This window comes from Bradyrhizobium guangxiense, assembly GCF_004114915.1.
Classification (GTDB): Bacteria; Pseudomonadota; Alphaproteobacteria; order Rhizobiales; family Xanthobacteraceae; genus Bradyrhizobium; species Bradyrhizobium guangxiense.
In genome coordinates, this window is sequence record NZ_CP022220.1 from 601,596 (window position 1) to 616,364 (window position 14,769).

A 14,769-nucleotide genomic window follows, 5' to 3' on the forward strand; every position below is an offset into this window, starting at 1 on the left:
GAGGCATTGCCTTGGGAAGGCGCAACTGGACCTTCGCTGGCAGCCAACGTGGCGCCGACCGTGCCGCTATCATGCTGACGATGATCACGACCTGTCGCCTCAACGACGTCGATCCCAAGGCTTGGCTCGCCGACGTCCTCGCCCGGATCGCCGATCTTCCCACCTCGCGTCTGCGCGAACTGCTGCCCTGGGAATGGAAGCTCCTTCACCAAGCCGGCAAGTCCGCCGATCAGCAAGCCGCCTGACCTTCACGCAACGCCATCGTAGAACTCGCCGTGCTCGCGCGCATGCGTCAATCAGGCGGCCTTCGTCGTATGCGTACGCTCCTCAAGCGGTGGAATTGGTGAAAGCTCCTGTCGCGGCTTAGCCCCGGCGGATACCGACAGGCTTGGCACCACGATCGATGATTTCGGCGCGAAAGCCGTCGCCGTCGTACCCTTTGTCACCAATGAGGGCAGACATCGGTGGCGCGAGTTCCAAAAGGGCCGGCGCTGCGGCTATATCTGCATCCTGGCCTGGAGTGAGATGAAATGCGCAAGGTCTGCAGTCAGGGTCGCTCAGCGCATGGATTTTCGTGGTCCGCCCACCGCGCGAGTGGCCGATCGCTTGTTCATGCTCCCCCCCCTTTCCGCCGCTCGCCGAGCGATGCGCTTGATCGAGGTGGAGTCGATGGATAAAGTCACGCCGTCCTTGCCACAGCGGGCGAGCGCTTCAAAGATCGCCTGCCAATGTCCACGCTTGGCCGAGCGATTGAACCGATTGTAGATCGTTGTGTAAGGACCGTAGTCGGGCGGACAATCGCGCCAGCGTGCGCCGCACTGAAGCATGTGAATGATACCGCTGATGATGCGCCGATCGTCATCGCGCGCCGGGCCGGTCTGGTTCATCGGCAGATGCGGCTCTATCTGAGCCCACTGCTTGTCGTTAAGCCAAAACAGCCCTTTGCGCATCGAAGTCCCCCGTGCCGAATCAACTCGGTGCGAGGGAATCAGAACCGGCTAATTAGGTACAGACCCTAAATCCAAAGATCAAATCGCTCAAGCGGCGCGCTGCACGGGGGTCCGTCAGTGGCGAACAAAACACGCTTGCTTAGATCCATAATGATGGCGGAAAGGGTACTATTCGGATACTGCGTATCCTGGTTCGGGTGACAGCAAATGGATGCCGGGTAAGAGAAATGGTCTTTGAGGCCCAACAAAATATGATCCACATCCACCTGCCCGAGCCTTGAGCGCAGATGTCGACCAAAGCGACGGGACCGAAACGGACTGTCGGGCACAAAGCGCTCCCATTCTGAAGGTATTCGTGTTCCCGGCTCAAAATGATTTGCGTGTGAAATTACCCCATCCTCAGGATAAATGTACCGTTTGTCATTGGGGGAGCTCTCAATGTTGATAATCTCGCCATCAGCATGGCCAATCAGGTAGTTCATAGAGATGTTTCGATCAGCGCGGATAATCGCGCTTATCGCGCGGTCGAATGTCGGCGCCTGAAGGATGGACCGGCACCTCAGCTTAAACGGGGCGGTCATGAGTGCCGAGCCATCAATAGGCGAAACCAAGCTGTTGCAGACTAGCCCGATCCCAGCTTCATTCAGTCCCGCTATGGGGCCGGCGCAGCCTGCTTCGAAGATGCCCAGCCATTGCGGGTTAGCGGGCGTCACTACTTTGCCTACAAAAAGGGTGCCCCGAACTGCCGCTTGCCCATCGATCGTTTGCGCCAGCATTGTTGTATTTTGCGCGGTTACCTCGGGCATTAATCCGGCAGACGTGCAGCCATCCAAAATCCCATACGATAGATCGGCGGCTCGACGTGCCATCAGGCGTAGCCAAATCTCATGCCGGACGTTAAGCATCACAACCGTATAGAGGGGCATAAAGGCAGCGTCGGCAATTCCCCTCAGCTCTTCAACGTAGTCGGGTCGTAGATCTTCAAGGAAGCGCAACCAACCAGTTGCTTCAGCTTGAATTTGCGCAAGATTAGTTCCGTTAGCGCAAAAGCGTTTTAAATAAAAGTCAGCATTGGCCGCGATTTCCGATCGCATCAGCTCTCCTTGCTGCTGTCCCCTTTCGCGGGGTATCGCAGTAAAGACGGTAAGCTTAAGACTCATTGAAAGATCTCCTTGCATTGGTATGTCCGCTTCTACGCGGTGGGCGGAGCGACGCGATAACTCGGATCGAAGTCGTGAGCCTTGTACGGTGACCCGGATGGTGTATAGAGATCCGATGGAGAGGCTGCTGGTAGCTGAAGTGCTTGGCACGCTCATTAACTCACAAGCGTATGGCATCTAGTCTAGAGAGCGGCAATCGGTGGGGCGTTAGCTCAAGACCTTCGTCGCCGGTATTGTTCCGGCCCGCAGCCCGCAAATGCAACGACGTTAGACGATCAGTTCAGGTCCGGCGTTACGTCTAACAATTGCTTAAGTTCATAGCCTGTCATCCAGAACAGCCAATCGTTAGCGACGATATTCTCTTGCACCAGGTGAATGTCTGCTCCGCCTGGTTCATTGTGAACCGGATCATAGACGTTCTTATCCAACGACCACCGCCCAGCTAGGCCACAGAGAAAGTCGGGAGCCCACATCGCAAGACTGACGCCACGCATAGTCCCCGTCATGATCTTGAGCAGGCCCGAGCCCCTGAAGTCGGGGCGGATCCAGATATCCCCGTGGTACACCACTTTACCTGTAATGCTGCGCGCCATCTGAGCAGTACAAACGCAGCGATCTTCAGGATGTGCATCTATCGTCGGATTCGCATAGAAGAACTTCAGCGTTTCGAGGTGTGCTGCAAGGGTGGTTTGCGACAGGTCATAGAAGCGCGCGGCCTCGACGAGCGCCACTTTGTTTTCCTTATCAAAACCCACAAGCCAATACCCTTCGCCCGTTCGAATCGGTGAGCGGTCTGGCCGAAAGATGGGATAAGTATTGGGTTTGTCTGCTAGCGAGGCTGTGATCGCGATGTACTCGTTGAAATCACACCCAATGGAAAGCCTGATGCCCATTTTCGCGGCCGCGTCATCGTAAACCTGGAGAAAGCGCAGCAAGGGATTCAAGGTGTATGTCATATTTGTTAGTCCTCTGTGTGAGGCTGGTTGTATCCTTTTATCGATCCTCACTGCTCGGCCGCAAGAGATTCCTGCCTATCTACTCTTGTAGGGTGAGTGATCTAGGCCGACCGCTCGTAGCTAGGAAACGTTCTCTTCCTGGATTGCCTAAGGAAAACCATGCTGTGAAAGCGACGGCCGTGCGGACGGCATGTCCTATCGTTAGGAGCAATAGGATTGAGGCGACGCCGATCCTATGCCAGGATCATGCGTAAACTCGGCGTGAGCCGCAACGAGCTGTTCGCACAGATCGACAAGCCGGCGCTCAACGCCCTGCCGCCGATGCCATATCAGTATGCCGAGTGGAAGAAGTGCCGAGTCGCGCCCGACTATCACGTCGAGATCGCCGGTCACTACTACTCGGTGCCCTCGCGTCTGATCCGCGAAGAGCTCGAGGCGCGCGTCACCGACAGGACGGTCGAGATCCTGCACAAGGGCAGCCGGGTTGCCAGCCACGCCCGCTCTGACGTACCCCAATGCCACACCACGATCCCGGAGCACATGCCGAGCGCGCACCGGCGTTATGCCGAATGGACCCCGGCGCGGATCAAGCGAGAAGCCGCCAAGATCGGCCCTGCCACGATCGCTCTCGTCGAAGCAATCATGAAAGCCAAACCACACCCCGAGCAGGGCTTCCGGGCTTGTCTCGGCATTTTGCGGCTCGCGCGCAGCTACGGCTCGGCCCGCATCGAGGCCGCCTGCCAGCGTGGCAACGACATCGGCGCGACCACCTACGGCTCGATCAAGTCGATCCTGCAGCACGGGCTCGATCGCGCCTACGCCAACGAGAGACCGCCAGACGGCCCACCGATCCGACACGGCAATATCCGCGGCACCGATTACTACCAGTGAAGAAAGGAGAGACGATGTTGACACATCCCACCCACGACCGCCTCGTCGCGCTCGGGCTTACCGGCATGGCGAAGGCCCTCGACGAACAGCAGCGACAACCCGACATTGCCGCGCTGGCCTTCGAGGAGCGCCTCGCACTGCTCGTCGACCGTGAAGCGACCGAGCGCGAGAACAAGCGGCTGGTTGCTCGGTTGCGGTTCGCAAGTCTCCGGCAGAACGCCGTCGTCGAGGATATCGACATGAAGGCGCCGCGCGGGCTCGACAAGCCGCTGTTCCAAAAGCTCGTCGCTGGCGAGTGGATCGACCGGCATCAGAACCTGCTCATCATCGACCCGACCGGCGTCGGCAAGAGCTGGATTGCTTGCGCCTTGGGCCACAAGGCCTGCCGGGACAACCGCTCCGTGCTTTATCAACGGCTGCCGCGGCTGTTCGAGGCGCTCACTCTCGCGCGGGGCGACGGCCGCCACGCTCGCCTGCTCAGGACCCTGGCGCGCGTCGAGCTTCTGGTCCTCGACGACTGGGGACTTGCCCCGATGACTGCCGAGCAGCAACGCGACCTGTTGGAGATGATGGAGGATCGCCATGGCCGCGGCTCGACCTTGGTGACAAGCCAGCTCCCGGTCGAGCATTGGCACGAGCTCATCGGCAACCCAACCATTGCCGACGCTATCCTCGATCGCCTCGTACACAACGCCCACAGGCTCAATCTCAAGGGCGAGAGCCTGCGCAAAGCCGCCGCCAAGCGTCAGACGCTTGACGACGAGCCCGCCAACTGACCTGATGACGACGTCGTCGCGAGACCCCGCCTCGGCAGGCGGCCGGGATCATCGGAATCCACGGCCGGCTTCAATCGGTACAGGCGGCCGGCTTCGCCCGGAATCCGCGGCCGACTTCGTCGGAATACGCACCCAGCAGGTGCACGACTGGCGACGCCGGGCACGTTTGGGCCAGTTGGTGCTGCCGACTTCGGAGACGCTGTCGTTCGTGCCGGTGGTATCGGAATCGGCGCTACCGGCGGCCGCAGAGCCGACCAGGTCGCCGGAAGCAGCCATTGTGACGGTTGAGCTCCAGGGAGCACGCGTGGAGGTGCGGGGGGCGCCTGGCCTTGCTGTGTTGAGCGACGTGTTCTTAGCGCTTCGACGGACACGTTCATGCTGACGCCGCCCGCGAGCCTCATGCTTTACGTGGCGACGCAACCTGTAGACTTCAGAAAAGGTGCGGAGGGCTTGGCGCTGTTGGCGAAGGAGACGCTGGGCCATGACCCGATGAAGGGTGTGCCGGTGGTGTTCCGTGCGATGCGCTCTAACCGGGTGAAGATCGTCGTCTGGGATGGCAGCGGCCTTGTGATGTACTGGAAGCGGCTCGATGGCAGCGGCTTCAAATGGCCTCACATTGTGGCCGGCGTGATGCGGATGAATGCCGCCCAGCTGTCGGTGCTTCTGGCTGGCATGGATTGGACGCGCATGCATGCGCCTCGCGACGCACCGCCGAAAGCACTTGCGTAAAGATACAAATCTTCGCTGCATCGGGGCGCGAAGCATGGCAGACTCGGGGCAATGAGTGATTTGCCTGATGAACTGCCGAGCGATCCGGCCGAGTTGCGGGTCTTTGCCGCGGCTCTGCTGGATCGCTGCGCCAGGCTCGAGCGGTTGCTCAAGCTTGCAAAAGATGCGCAGTTCGGTCGGTCCTCGGAAAAGCTGGACGCTGATCAGCTGCAGTTTGTTCTGGAGGATATCGATCAGGCCGTCGCCGCCCTCGAAGCAGCCGAAGATCGCCCCAATCCCAGAGTTTGCGAGAAGAGAGCTGCCGCGCGCAGAGCCAACAGGGTTTAACTTCCGTGGCATTTGCCGCGCATCGTCGAAATCCTGATGCCAGCGGAGACCAGTTGCCCGTGTTGTAACGGCGACCTCTTCGAGATCAGTCACGATGAGAGTCAGAGGCTCGATGTCGTTCCGGCGCAGTATCGCGTCATCGTAACCCGCCGGCCCAAGCTGGCCTGCCGCGCCTGTCACGGCGTCGTCCTCCAGCAGGCTGCGCCCGAGCGACTGATCAGGGGAGGATTGCCCACCGAGCGGCTGGTCGCGCATGTGATCGACGCCAAGTATCATTGGCATTTGCCGCTTTACCGCCAGGCGCAGATGTTGGCGACCCACGGAATAGCGCTGGATCGTTCCACGCTCGCCTTCTGGGTCGGCTATGCGGCCCAGGAATTGAAGGCATCGTCTGCGCCAGCTTCTGCTCGCCTCCTCGAAGCTCTGTGTCGATGAGACTCCCGCACCGGTGTTAGATCCGGGGCGCGGCAGGACGAAAACTGGCTACTTCTGGGCGCTGTCACGCGATGACAGGCCCTGGGCCGGACCTGACCCACCTGGGTGGTTTACGCTTATGCACCGGGCCGTGGAGCCGTCCGGCTTGAGGCTGCTCGAAGGCTATCGCGGCATCATCCACTGCGACGGAGCTTACAAGACGATGATCCGAGAGAGGCGTGCGGACGCCCTGTCCGGGACGCTCGCCTTCTGGTCGCATCTGCGGCGCCAGTTTGTGAAGATCGAGCGCGAGGCTTCGCCGGCGCCAGCTCCGGTTGCCCGCCAGGCTCTTGAACGCATCGCCCAGCTTTACGCAGTCGAGAAGGCCCTCCGCGGCCGATCGGATGCGGAGGGCTGTGCCGGCAGGCAGGCGCATGCTCGGCCTCTCGCTACAGCCTTGAAGCAGTGGGTTGAGGCCAAGCTTGATCACCTTGCACCGAAGAGCGACACGGCGAAGGCCTTGCGTTACGCGCTCCGTCATTGGAGCGGCCTGACACTCTACCTTGATGACGGGCGCATCGAGATGGACACGAATGCTGTCGAGCGTGCGATGCGGCCGATCAAGCTCAACGCCAAGAACTCTCTTTTTGCCGGGTGCGACGAGGGCGCCGAGGATTGGGCAGTCCTGGCTTCGTTCATTGAGACAGCCCTATGCCGCGCGCGGCATAGGGCTGTTTATGCCGCCCGCCGAACTATGCCGAGTCGGGTCGTTTTCCCCAGATTTCTGGCTGACCGGCGTTTGGTCGGTTCGGCATAGTTCGTTCTGTGCCTCCGCTTTCAACAGCGGAGAACAGGAAGATGGAAGTTGAAAAGTACTTGGGCAGAAGCCGGCTGTACCGGCGTCTCAGAAGCGGGCCGCACGGACAACTCGTCGAGCGCTACGCCGCTCGTCTCATCGAAGAGAGGCTCGTTCGGCACGGCACGTGGCGTTGCCTCAACGTGGTTGGCGGGCTCCTGAGTTGGATGGCGGGCCGTCGCTACAAGCTGGTCGATCTCGATGAGCAGGTCGTTGAGCGGTACCTCCGGCATCGAGGCGGAAGGCAGTCTATCCAACCCGGTGACCGGGCCGCGCTCAAGCGATGGCTGTCGGTGCTGCGCGAGGAAGGCGTGATCGCGCCGTCGGTGCTGCCGCCTCTCACCCCGCACGAACGGATCTTCAAGGAGTTCGATGCCTACCTGCGATCAGAGCGCGGCTTGGCCCCGAGGTCCATCGTCCGCCATCTCCCGGTCATCCGCAGGTTCCTGCACGAGGTGTGCTCCGGCGGCGCCGCCCTGGGCAAGATCAGCCAAGAGGACGTGATCCGCTACATTGAGCGCCACGCCCAGGATTGGAGCCCGGGAACAGGCAAGGCGATGTGCTGGTCGTTGCGCGCCTTTCTCCGTTACCTCCACCATCGGGGGCTGAACGCGCGCCCGTTGGCGGATTGCGTTCCATCGATGCGGCGATGGAAGCTCGCAACTCTGCCGACCTATCTGCCTGCGGCACAGGTGCGGAAGGCTCTCGACGGTTGCGACCGAGAGACAGTGATGGGACGGCGGGACTACGCCATTCTGTTGTTGCTAGCCAAGCTCGGCCTGCGGGCCGACGAGGTCGCGACGCTCACCCTTGATGATATCGACTGGCGCGCCAGCGAGATACTCGTTCGCGCCAAGGGCCGACAGCGTGCACGGATGCCGATACCGCCAGACGTTGGCGCGGCCATCGTTGCATATCTCCGCAATGGCCGCCCAAAGTCGTCGTGCCGACGATTGTTCGTCCGTACGCTCGCGCCACACGTCGGCTTTGCTTCCGGATGTGCGATCACCATGATCGCCAAGGCCGCTCTCGATCGCGTTGGAATCGAAGGTTGCGCACATCGCGGCGCCCATATCTTCCGACACAGTCTCGCTACCGAGCTTCTCCGATCTGGCGCCACCTTGTCGGAGATCGGACAGTTGCTGCGGCACGAGAACCACGACACTACCCGGATTTACTCGAAGGTCGACATCGATGCGCTGAGAACATTGAGCCTGCCCTGGCCGGGAGGCGTGCAATGACCAATCTGCGCGCCGCACTCGATAAGTACCTGAGCATGCGCAAGGGTTTGGATACAAGTACGAGCACCAGACCCGTCGGCTCGCCGACTTCGTCGCCTTCATGGAGAAGCGCAAGGCGAGGATCATCACGACGAAGCTGGCCATGGAATGGGCAACGCTGCCGCCCGATCGTCATGCATCCTGGGCGCTGCGATTGAGCGACGTGCGCGGGTTCGCGCGCCATGTCGCCAACTTCGACCCGAGAACGGAGGTGCCGCCCGTCGGCATGCTGCCCGGATGGAAGCGCGCCAAGCCCTATGTTTACAGCGACGCGGAGATCGATGCGTTGCTGACGGCAGCGCTGGCTCTGCCACCAGCGGACGGGCTGCGCCGATGGACCTACCATGCCTTGTTCGGGCTGATCGCGGTGACGGGCATGCGTATATCCGAGGCGATGGGCCTGGAGCGTGATGACGTCGACCTCGACGCCGGCGTGCTGACGGTCCGGCTGACCAAGTTCGGCAAGTCGCGGCTCCTGCCATTGCATCCGACGACGAGAACCGCGCTGCGCGACTACGCCCACCGGCGCGATGCGCTGCTCGGGTCACGCTGCGGCTCGACCTTCTTCGTTGCCGAACAGGGAGGCCGCTTGCTGCACCAGTACGTTCATCGCGTCTTCTGGCGATTGTCCAGAGAGATCGGGCTGCGGCGCCCAGGTGATCGTACCGGGCCACGCGTGCATGACTTCCGTCATCGCTTCGCCATCCGGACGCTGCTCAACTGGTATCGCGAAGGCAAGAACGTCGAGCAACAACTCCCAGTGCTCTCCACTTACCTCGGCCACGTCTGCGTGCGCGACACTTACTGGTATCTCTCGGCCTGCCCCGAGTTGATGGAGGAAGCCGCGCGGCGTCTCGATCGGCGATGGGAGGTGACGCCATGAAGCCCGCTTGCAATGTCGCCACGTTGATCGAGCGCTTCTTCACCGAGCGCCTCATGCGCCAGCGCAATGTTAGCGGCAACACGATCGCCTCCTACAGAGACACGTTCCGGCTGCTGTTCATGTTCGCTCGGGTGCAGCTGCGCAAGTCCCCATCGGCCCTGACGCTCGCCGATCTGGATGCAACGTTCATCGGCGCGTTCCTCACCGATCTCGAGGTAACGCGCGGCGCCAGTGCGAAGACGCGTAACCTGCGTCTGACGGCCATCCGATCCTTCTTCAGGTTCGTGTCCTTCGAGGAACCGGCACACAGTGCGCTGATCCAGCGCGTGCTCGCCATACCGAGCAAGCGTCACGACAAGCGAAAGGTGCACTTCCTGACGCGCCCCGAGATCGAGGCGGTTCTCGCAGCGCCCGATCGAACGACGTGGCTTGGCCGCCGCGATCACACCTTGCTGTTAGTCGCGGCCCAGACAGGCTTACGCCTCTCAGAGCTGACTGGCCTTGACCGGGATGCCGTCCACCTCGGGTCTGGCGCACACGTGCGATGCGTCGGTAAAGGGCGGAAGGAGCGGACCACTCCGCTGACCACACTCGCTCGGTGTGCGCTCCAGGCATGGCTCAAGGAACCGTTGCGGAAAGGAGCAACAGCGTTGTTCCCGAACGTGCACGGGGGCCGGCTCAGTGCCGACAGCGTCCAGTCCCTGCTGGGAAAGCATGTTCGTGTCGCTCACAAGAGTTGCCCGTCTTTGAAGGCCAAGAGCGTGTCGCCGCACGTGCTGAGGCACAGCGCTGCGATGGAACTGCTGCAAGCCGGCGTCGACTGTTCTGTGATCGCGCTGTGGCTCGGTCATGAATCGGTCGAGACGACGCAGACGTACCTGCACGCCCACCTCGCCCTCAAGGAAGCTGCCCTGGCGAAGCTCAAGCCGTACGAGCGCGGCAAGCTAACCCGCTTCCAGCCGAACGACCGCCTGCTCGCCTTTCTGGAGGCGCTCTGAACGACCAGACTATGCCGAATGGAATGGGGCTGCCCTGCACGCGATCGGCGGTGCCAGCGTGACAACGGCGTGCCATACCAACTCCGTTCGGCATAGTTCGGCGGGCGGCATAAACCTGTAAGCTCAATGGCGTCAGTGCCGAGCACTGGCTCGCTGATGTTCTCGCCAATCTCGTCAATGGTTGGCCTGCGGCGCGACTGGACGAACTGCTCCCTTGGGCATCGATCTACACGATGCTTCCATACGATCCGAGGCTGGCGGCATGAGCCTGAACACGACCGCGGTCCGGATCAAGGTGACCTCAAGGACGTGAAACCGGAGGTGATGCGTCGCCTCGTCGTACCCGTCACCCTGCGCTTGGATCGGCTGCATCTGTCGCTTCAGGCGGCATTTGGCTGGACGAACAGCCACCTCTTCGAGTTCTTCGCTGGTGAGGTCCGTTGGGGGATTCCAGATCCTCACAACGATTACGCCCACCAGCCCATGGATGCCAGCAAAGCGCGGCCTTGCGATGTCGTTCGCGAGACTGGCGCCAAGACGATCCATTATCTCTATGACTTCGGCGACAGCTGGGACCATGTGATCAAGCTCGAAAAATGGTTCGAGAACACCACGACGGAGGGACTTCCCTTCTTGCTCGAAGCCGCCGGTCGTTGTCCTCCGGAAGACGTCGGCGGTGCGCCGGGTTATGCCGAATACCTTGAAGCCATCAGAGACCCTGCCCATCCGGACCACGAACATATGCGCCTCTGGGGTCCGGCGCGGTTCGATCCCAACATCGTCGACCGGAAGGCGCTCGAAGCCGCCGTCAACGCGCTGTCCGACACATGGAAACCGCGGCGACGCGCGACGCGAACAAAATAGGCGTCAAGGGCCAGTCAAAAGCCGCAGAACTGCGCTTACGGTTAAGGCAACGCAGCCGCGGATAAAATGTCCTCCAAATTTCGTAGTCCGATTCGCGGCGCATTGATCAGAACAGCCATGTTTCCGGGCCTGTGCTGATTCTTCCACATCTTCGTATGCGCTCGCGCAACTTCCTCCCACGGCAGGACCTCGCTCATACTCGGGTCGATTCGGCGATCGAGCACAAAACGGTTCGCAGCATTTGCCTGTTTGAGATTCGCGAAATGAGAACCTTGAATTCGCTTCTGGCGCATCCAGATATAACGGGCATCGAAGGTAAGATTGAAACCTGTTGTGCTGCCGCAAACGACTACCATGCCACCGCGCTTTACGACGATCGTCGAGACGGGGAATGTTTGCTCACCTGGATGCTCGAACACAATATCGATATCGCGCTTTCCAGTAACATCCCAAATTGCCCTTCCAAACCGCCGCACCTCCTTGAGCCAAGGCCCGTATTGAGGTGAATTTACTGCCGGCATAGGGCCCCAGCAATTGAATTCAGTGCGGACTATAACACCCTTTGCACCAAGCGATCTTACATAATCGGCCTTAGTCCGATCGGAAACGACTCCGATTGCATTGGCGCCGCATGCTGTTGCAAGCTGCACTGCAGATACCCCGAGCCCGCCCGTAGCACCCCAAATCAGCACGTAGTCGCCAGCCTTTAGAATGTGCGGCGGGGGTCCGAACAACATCCGGTAAGCCGTTGCAAGCGTTAGCGTGTAGCAACAGGCCTGCTCCCAGCTGAGGTGAGCTGGCTTCGGCATCAATTGCCGTGGCTGCACGCGGCAGAACTGGGCGTAAGAACCATCAGGCGTCTCGTATCCCCAGATCCTCTGGGAAGGTGAGAGGAGCGGTTCGCCACCATTGCAATCCTCATCATCCCCGTCGTCCTGATTGCAGTGGATGACCACCTCGTCCCCAACCCTCCACCGGCGCACCCTTGCTCCTACCGCCCAAACCACTCCAGCCGCATCCGATCCGGCCACATGATAGGAGCATAGGTGCACATCAAAGGGGGACATCGGCGCCCCTAACGCCGCCCACACTCCGTTATAGTTGATGCCTGCAGCAGCGACCATGACCAATACTTCATCCTCGCCGATCGGCCAAGTCGGCACCACTTCTACCAGCATCGAACTCTCTGGCGGCCCGTGGCGCTCGCGCCGTATGGTCCACGCGTACATACGTTCGGGAACGTGTCCGAGGGGCGGCACTTCGCCGACCTTGTACAAATCCTTCTGGCGGGAGGCCTGTCGTGATGTATTGGGGTCCAACTTCAACTCCTCTGCGCTGTGATGTGGTGCGCGGGCAGAGTGCTCTCCGCCTTAGTACAGTCGTCGGCCTGCGCAGCCTCTCCAAGCAAGCAGCAATTAACGTGCCGCCACAGTGAGAGGAGTAGACGGAGGCAAACGCTTAACGTGGACACGATGCAAACGGGACAGCTTCACCTTGCACCAGGATCGTCGACCGCGCCTGTCGAGGCTGCACGAAACGCTTCCATTGGAGACTTCGACTTCTAAGTCTATCTGCCACCATCCTAGCACTACGACGTCGGTAAGTCGGAGTGGACACCTCATCGAACGGTAGACCCATCCAGCCGCTTCGTCGCGGCCACAGTCAGCGTAGAGAGGACCAATCAACCCTTCTGTCATCGCGCATCCCGAACTGACGACCTTGCGACAGAGGAGATCCATGACGGCAACCAATTGTAGCTAGCGACCCTCAAGCCGAGGGCCCACGGGCAGAACAGTGCCTTTTCAGATGCGGGGTTTTGTTCCGTCTCGAGTCCTCTCAAATCCTGCGTCCTGACTTCTCCCAATAAGGATCTTTCAGCAGCCTCTTGAATAACTTGCCAGACTCTTCACGCGGAAGGCTGGTCCGGATCTCGATTATTTTCGGAATCTTGTAGTCCGCCAACACCGTCTTCAACTTCTCGCGGATGTCATGGACTCTAAGCACCTCCCGTCGGCGCGGTTCGATCACCGCCATCAGTGCCTCGCCAAAGTCCGCGTCCGGAACGCCAAACACAGCACAGTCTTGAACGCCCGGTATCATATGGAGAGCCGCTTCGATCTCCGCGGGATAAATGTTGACACCGCCTGAGATTACAACCTCCCGTTTTCGGTCACAAAGAAATACATATCCATCAGCGTCGATATAACCGAGGTCACCGGAAGCAGTGAAACCGTCGTCATCGGCCTCGGCAGAGCTCCCAGGTCGATTGTGGTACTTGAACCGTGGGTACCATACGTTGCGTGAACAGATTTCTCCTATTTGTCCGGCCGACAATTCTCTTCCGTCTGCACCAATCACACGCAGCTGAACGTGCTCTAGCGGCTTGCCGACCGTTCCCGGCTTTGCAAGTGATTCTCGCGAACTCGCAAATGTTACCGCACCGGCCTCCGTCGAGCCGTAGAACTCGCATATAATGGGGCCCCACCAATTTATCATGGCATTCTTCACGATCGGGGGGCAGGGCGCAGCCCCGTGGACTACGTGTCGCAAGGACGCGAGATCATAGCTTCGTCGAATACTGTCGGGCAGCTGCAGAAGGCGAATAAACATAGTCGGCACCATCAAGATGGTGTCGATCCTCTCCGCCTCTATCAGCCGCAACAACTCTTCAGGCTCGAACCGCGGCATCAGCACAAGCGCACCACCGCGGCGGCTGAACCACATTCCAAATAAATTCGGCGCTGAATGATAAAGCGGGCCTGGGAGTAGCGCGCGAGTGCCAGATCCATAGACTATGGCTCGCATTTCCTCCAATCCGATCGCCTGCTCGCTGGTTGGTGGGCTACGACGCACGCCTTTAGGACAACCAGTCGTTCCTGAGGTGTAGATCATCGTCATCGGCTGCCGCGCGGGCGCTCCTGCAAAGAGCGGCTGATCCGCTATCCACTCTTCAAAATCCCGCGCGAAGTGCGGCACTTTGAGGCGCGTCCCTTCAATCTTGTACGCCTCTGCTACTTCGGGCGGCGTCGGAACGCTTAGAATTGGCAATCTGCTAGCGAGATCGGCATCCAACAAATGCAAGAGGTCCGCGTGGCCTATTAGCAAACGTGCTCCACAGTCGGCCAGAATGTACCCGATCTCCTGTCGCTTGAAATGCCAGTTTACAGGTACTGCAAGGGCTTCGGCTCTCATGATCCCATCGGTAACTTCGACGAATGCGATATCATTCCGCATTAAGATGCATACACTGTCCCCTTTCCCAATGCCGAAGCGCTTGAGCCCCCCAGCAACGCGAATTGCGCGATCTGAAACCTCAGAATGACGGCGGCGCCTCTTACCTGAGATAATACCCCGAAATCGTTTAGACGGCTGATACATCGCTCTTCCTTTAGTGGAGAAGGGCGACGTCGACGATCCGGCCGTTGGCTGGACATGCCCGAGACACGTGCCCTGCCTTGCCTCAGAGCAAAGCGCGTGCCGATTTCATACAAATTGGGACAGTGTAGAAACGCAAGAGACACCTCAGCTGCTCTGACAACTACTATGCTTTTTCTGACACTCGTGTTTGTCCGCCGCACGCGGGTACCTTTTCATCCGGCTTCACCACTCTGGAGCCCGCGTCGACATTATGGCAAGGCGCGTCGGCCCCCTTTTCCTGCAACACAAGCTCGCAATCGGAGAACTA

At 60.1% G+C, this 14,769-nt stretch carries 12 protein-coding genes and 4 pseudogenes; 11 read left to right on the forward strand and 5 right to left on the reverse strand.

The features are described 5' to 3' along the window. The first annotated feature begins 11 nt into the window (after positions 1–11). The gene (locus X268_RS41010) at positions 12–245 is read left to right on the forward strand and encodes a transposase domain-containing protein (protein WP_430648446.1); all 234 of its coding nucleotides are present in this window, start codon (positions 12–14) and stop codon (positions 243–245) included. A 136-nt stretch (positions 246–381) separates the two neighbouring features. Here X268_RS41010 and X268_RS37395 read toward each other — a convergent pair. From X268_RS37395 to X268_RS37405, 3 genes and pseudogenes are all read right to left on the reverse strand, one after another. Next, positions 382–950: pseudogene (locus X268_RS37395) on the reverse strand (IS5 family transposase); the annotation flags it as partial. Between the two features lie 65 nt (positions 951–1,015). After that, on the reverse strand, positions 1,016–2,110 hold the full coding sequence (locus tag X268_RS37400) for a C45 family autoproteolytic acyltransferase/hydrolase (RefSeq protein ID WP_164934298.1): 1,095 nt from the start codon (positions 2,108–2,110) through the stop codon (positions 1,016–1,018). 275 nt (positions 2,111–2,385) lie between these two features. After that, entirely contained in the window at positions 2,386–3,066 is a 681-nt protein-coding gene (locus tag X268_RS37405) for a hypothetical protein (protein WP_128929867.1), read from the reverse strand. A 246-nt stretch (positions 3,067–3,312) separates the two neighbouring features. Here X268_RS37405 and X268_RS37410 point away from each other — a divergent pair, with 246 nt between their 5' ends. The 10 genes and pseudogenes from X268_RS37410 (at position 3,313) to X268_RS37450 (ending at position 11,084) form a co-directional block, all read left to right on the forward strand. Further along, entirely contained in the window at positions 3,313–3,957 is a 645-nt protein-coding gene (locus X268_RS37410; RefSeq protein WP_128929868.1) for a transposase, read from the forward strand. A gap of 14 nt (positions 3,958–3,971) precedes the next feature. Then, the gene (gene istB, locus X268_RS37415) at positions 3,972–4,733 is read left to right on the forward strand and encodes an IS21-like element helper ATPase IstB (RefSeq protein WP_128929869.1); all 762 of its coding nucleotides are present in this window, start codon (positions 3,972–3,974) and stop codon (positions 4,731–4,733) included. A 375-nt stretch (positions 4,734–5,108) separates the two neighbouring features. Next, positions 5,109–5,462, forward strand: coding sequence for an IS66 family insertion sequence element accessory protein TnpB (gene tnpB / locus X268_RS37420; protein ID WP_128929870.1), 354 nt, complete (start codon positions 5,109–5,111; stop codon positions 5,460–5,462). Between the two features lie 51 nt (positions 5,463–5,513). Beyond that, entirely contained in the window at positions 5,514–5,789 is a 276-nt protein-coding gene (locus X268_RS40405) for a transposase (protein WP_232995629.1), read from the forward strand. A 36-nt stretch (positions 5,790–5,825) separates the two neighbouring features. Continuing rightward, positions 5,826–7,020: pseudogene (gene tnpC, locus X268_RS37425) on the forward strand (IS66 family transposase). A 41-nt stretch (positions 7,021–7,061) separates the two neighbouring features. Beyond that, the gene (locus tag X268_RS37430) at positions 7,062–8,300 is read left to right on the forward strand and encodes a tyrosine-type recombinase/integrase (protein ID WP_128929871.1); all 1,239 of its coding nucleotides are present in this window, start codon (positions 7,062–7,064) and stop codon (positions 8,298–8,300) included. Beyond that, positions 8,297–9,222: pseudogene (locus tag X268_RS37435) on the forward strand (tyrosine-type recombinase/integrase). The gene X268_RS37430 and the pseudogene X268_RS37435 overlap by 4 nt, the downstream one beginning before the upstream one ends. Next, on the forward strand, positions 9,219–10,220 hold the full coding sequence (locus tag X268_RS37440) for a tyrosine-type recombinase/integrase (protein WP_128929872.1): 1,002 nt from the start codon (positions 9,219–9,221) through the stop codon (positions 10,218–10,220). The pseudogene X268_RS37435 and the gene X268_RS37440 overlap by 4 nt, the downstream one beginning before the upstream one ends. A 113-nt stretch (positions 10,221–10,333) precedes the next feature. Next, positions 10,334–10,486, forward strand: a pseudogene (locus X268_RS37445) (transposase domain-containing protein); the annotation flags it as partial. Positions 10,487–10,529: 43 nt separating this feature from the next. Next, entirely contained in the window at positions 10,530–11,084 is a 555-nt protein-coding gene (locus X268_RS37450) for a plasmid pRiA4b ORF-3 family protein (RefSeq protein ID WP_232995630.1), read from the forward strand. Positions 11,085–11,125: 41 nt separating this feature from the next. Here the strand turns inward: X268_RS37450 and ccrA are convergent, their stop codons facing one another. Together ccrA and X268_RS37460 are read right to left on the reverse strand one after the other, a co-directional pair. After that, the gene (gene ccrA, locus X268_RS37455; RefSeq protein ID WP_245478021.1) at positions 11,126–12,403 is read right to left on the reverse strand and encodes a crotonyl-CoA carboxylase/reductase; all 1,278 of its coding nucleotides are present in this window, start codon (positions 12,401–12,403) and stop codon (positions 11,126–11,128) included. Between the two features lie 517 nt (positions 12,404–12,920). Further along, complete coding sequence (locus tag X268_RS37460; protein WP_128929873.1) at positions 12,921–14,462, reverse strand: acyl-CoA synthetase; 1,542 nt, start codon at positions 14,460–14,462, stop codon at positions 12,921–12,923. Positions 14,463–14,769 lie beyond the last annotated feature (307 nt).

Bases quoted from the DNA above. Each gene is read 5' to 3' on its own strand.
- X268_RS37440 (WP_128929872.1), top strand. From the start codon at position 9,219: ATGAAGCCCGCTTGCAATGTCGCCACGTTGATCGAGCGCTTCTTCACC.
- X268_RS37460 (WP_128929873.1), bottom strand. From the start codon at position 14,462: ATGTATCAGCCGTCTAAACGATTTCGGGGTATTATCTCAGGTAAGAGG.
- istB (WP_128929869.1), top strand. From the start codon at position 3,972: ATGTTGACACATCCCACCCACGACCGCCTCGTCGCGCTCGGGCTTACC.
- tnpB (WP_128929870.1), top strand. From the start codon at position 5,109: ATGCTGACGCCGCCCGCGAGCCTCATGCTTTACGTGGCGACGCAACCT.
- X268_RS37430 (WP_128929871.1), top strand. From the start codon at position 7,062: ATGGAAGTTGAAAAGTACTTGGGCAGAAGCCGGCTGTACCGGCGTCTC.
- X268_RS37405 (WP_128929867.1), bottom strand. From the start codon at position 3,066: ATGACATACACCTTGAATCCCTTGCTGCGCTTTCTCCAGGTTTACGAT.
- X268_RS40405 (WP_232995629.1), top strand. From the start codon at position 5,514: ATGAGTGATTTGCCTGATGAACTGCCGAGCGATCCGGCCGAGTTGCGG.
- X268_RS37410 (WP_128929868.1), top strand. From the start codon at position 3,313: ATGCGTAAACTCGGCGTGAGCCGCAACGAGCTGTTCGCACAGATCGAC.
- X268_RS37400 (WP_164934298.1), bottom strand. From the start codon at position 2,110: ATGAGTCTTAAGCTTACCGTCTTTACTGCGATACCCCGCGAAAGGGGA.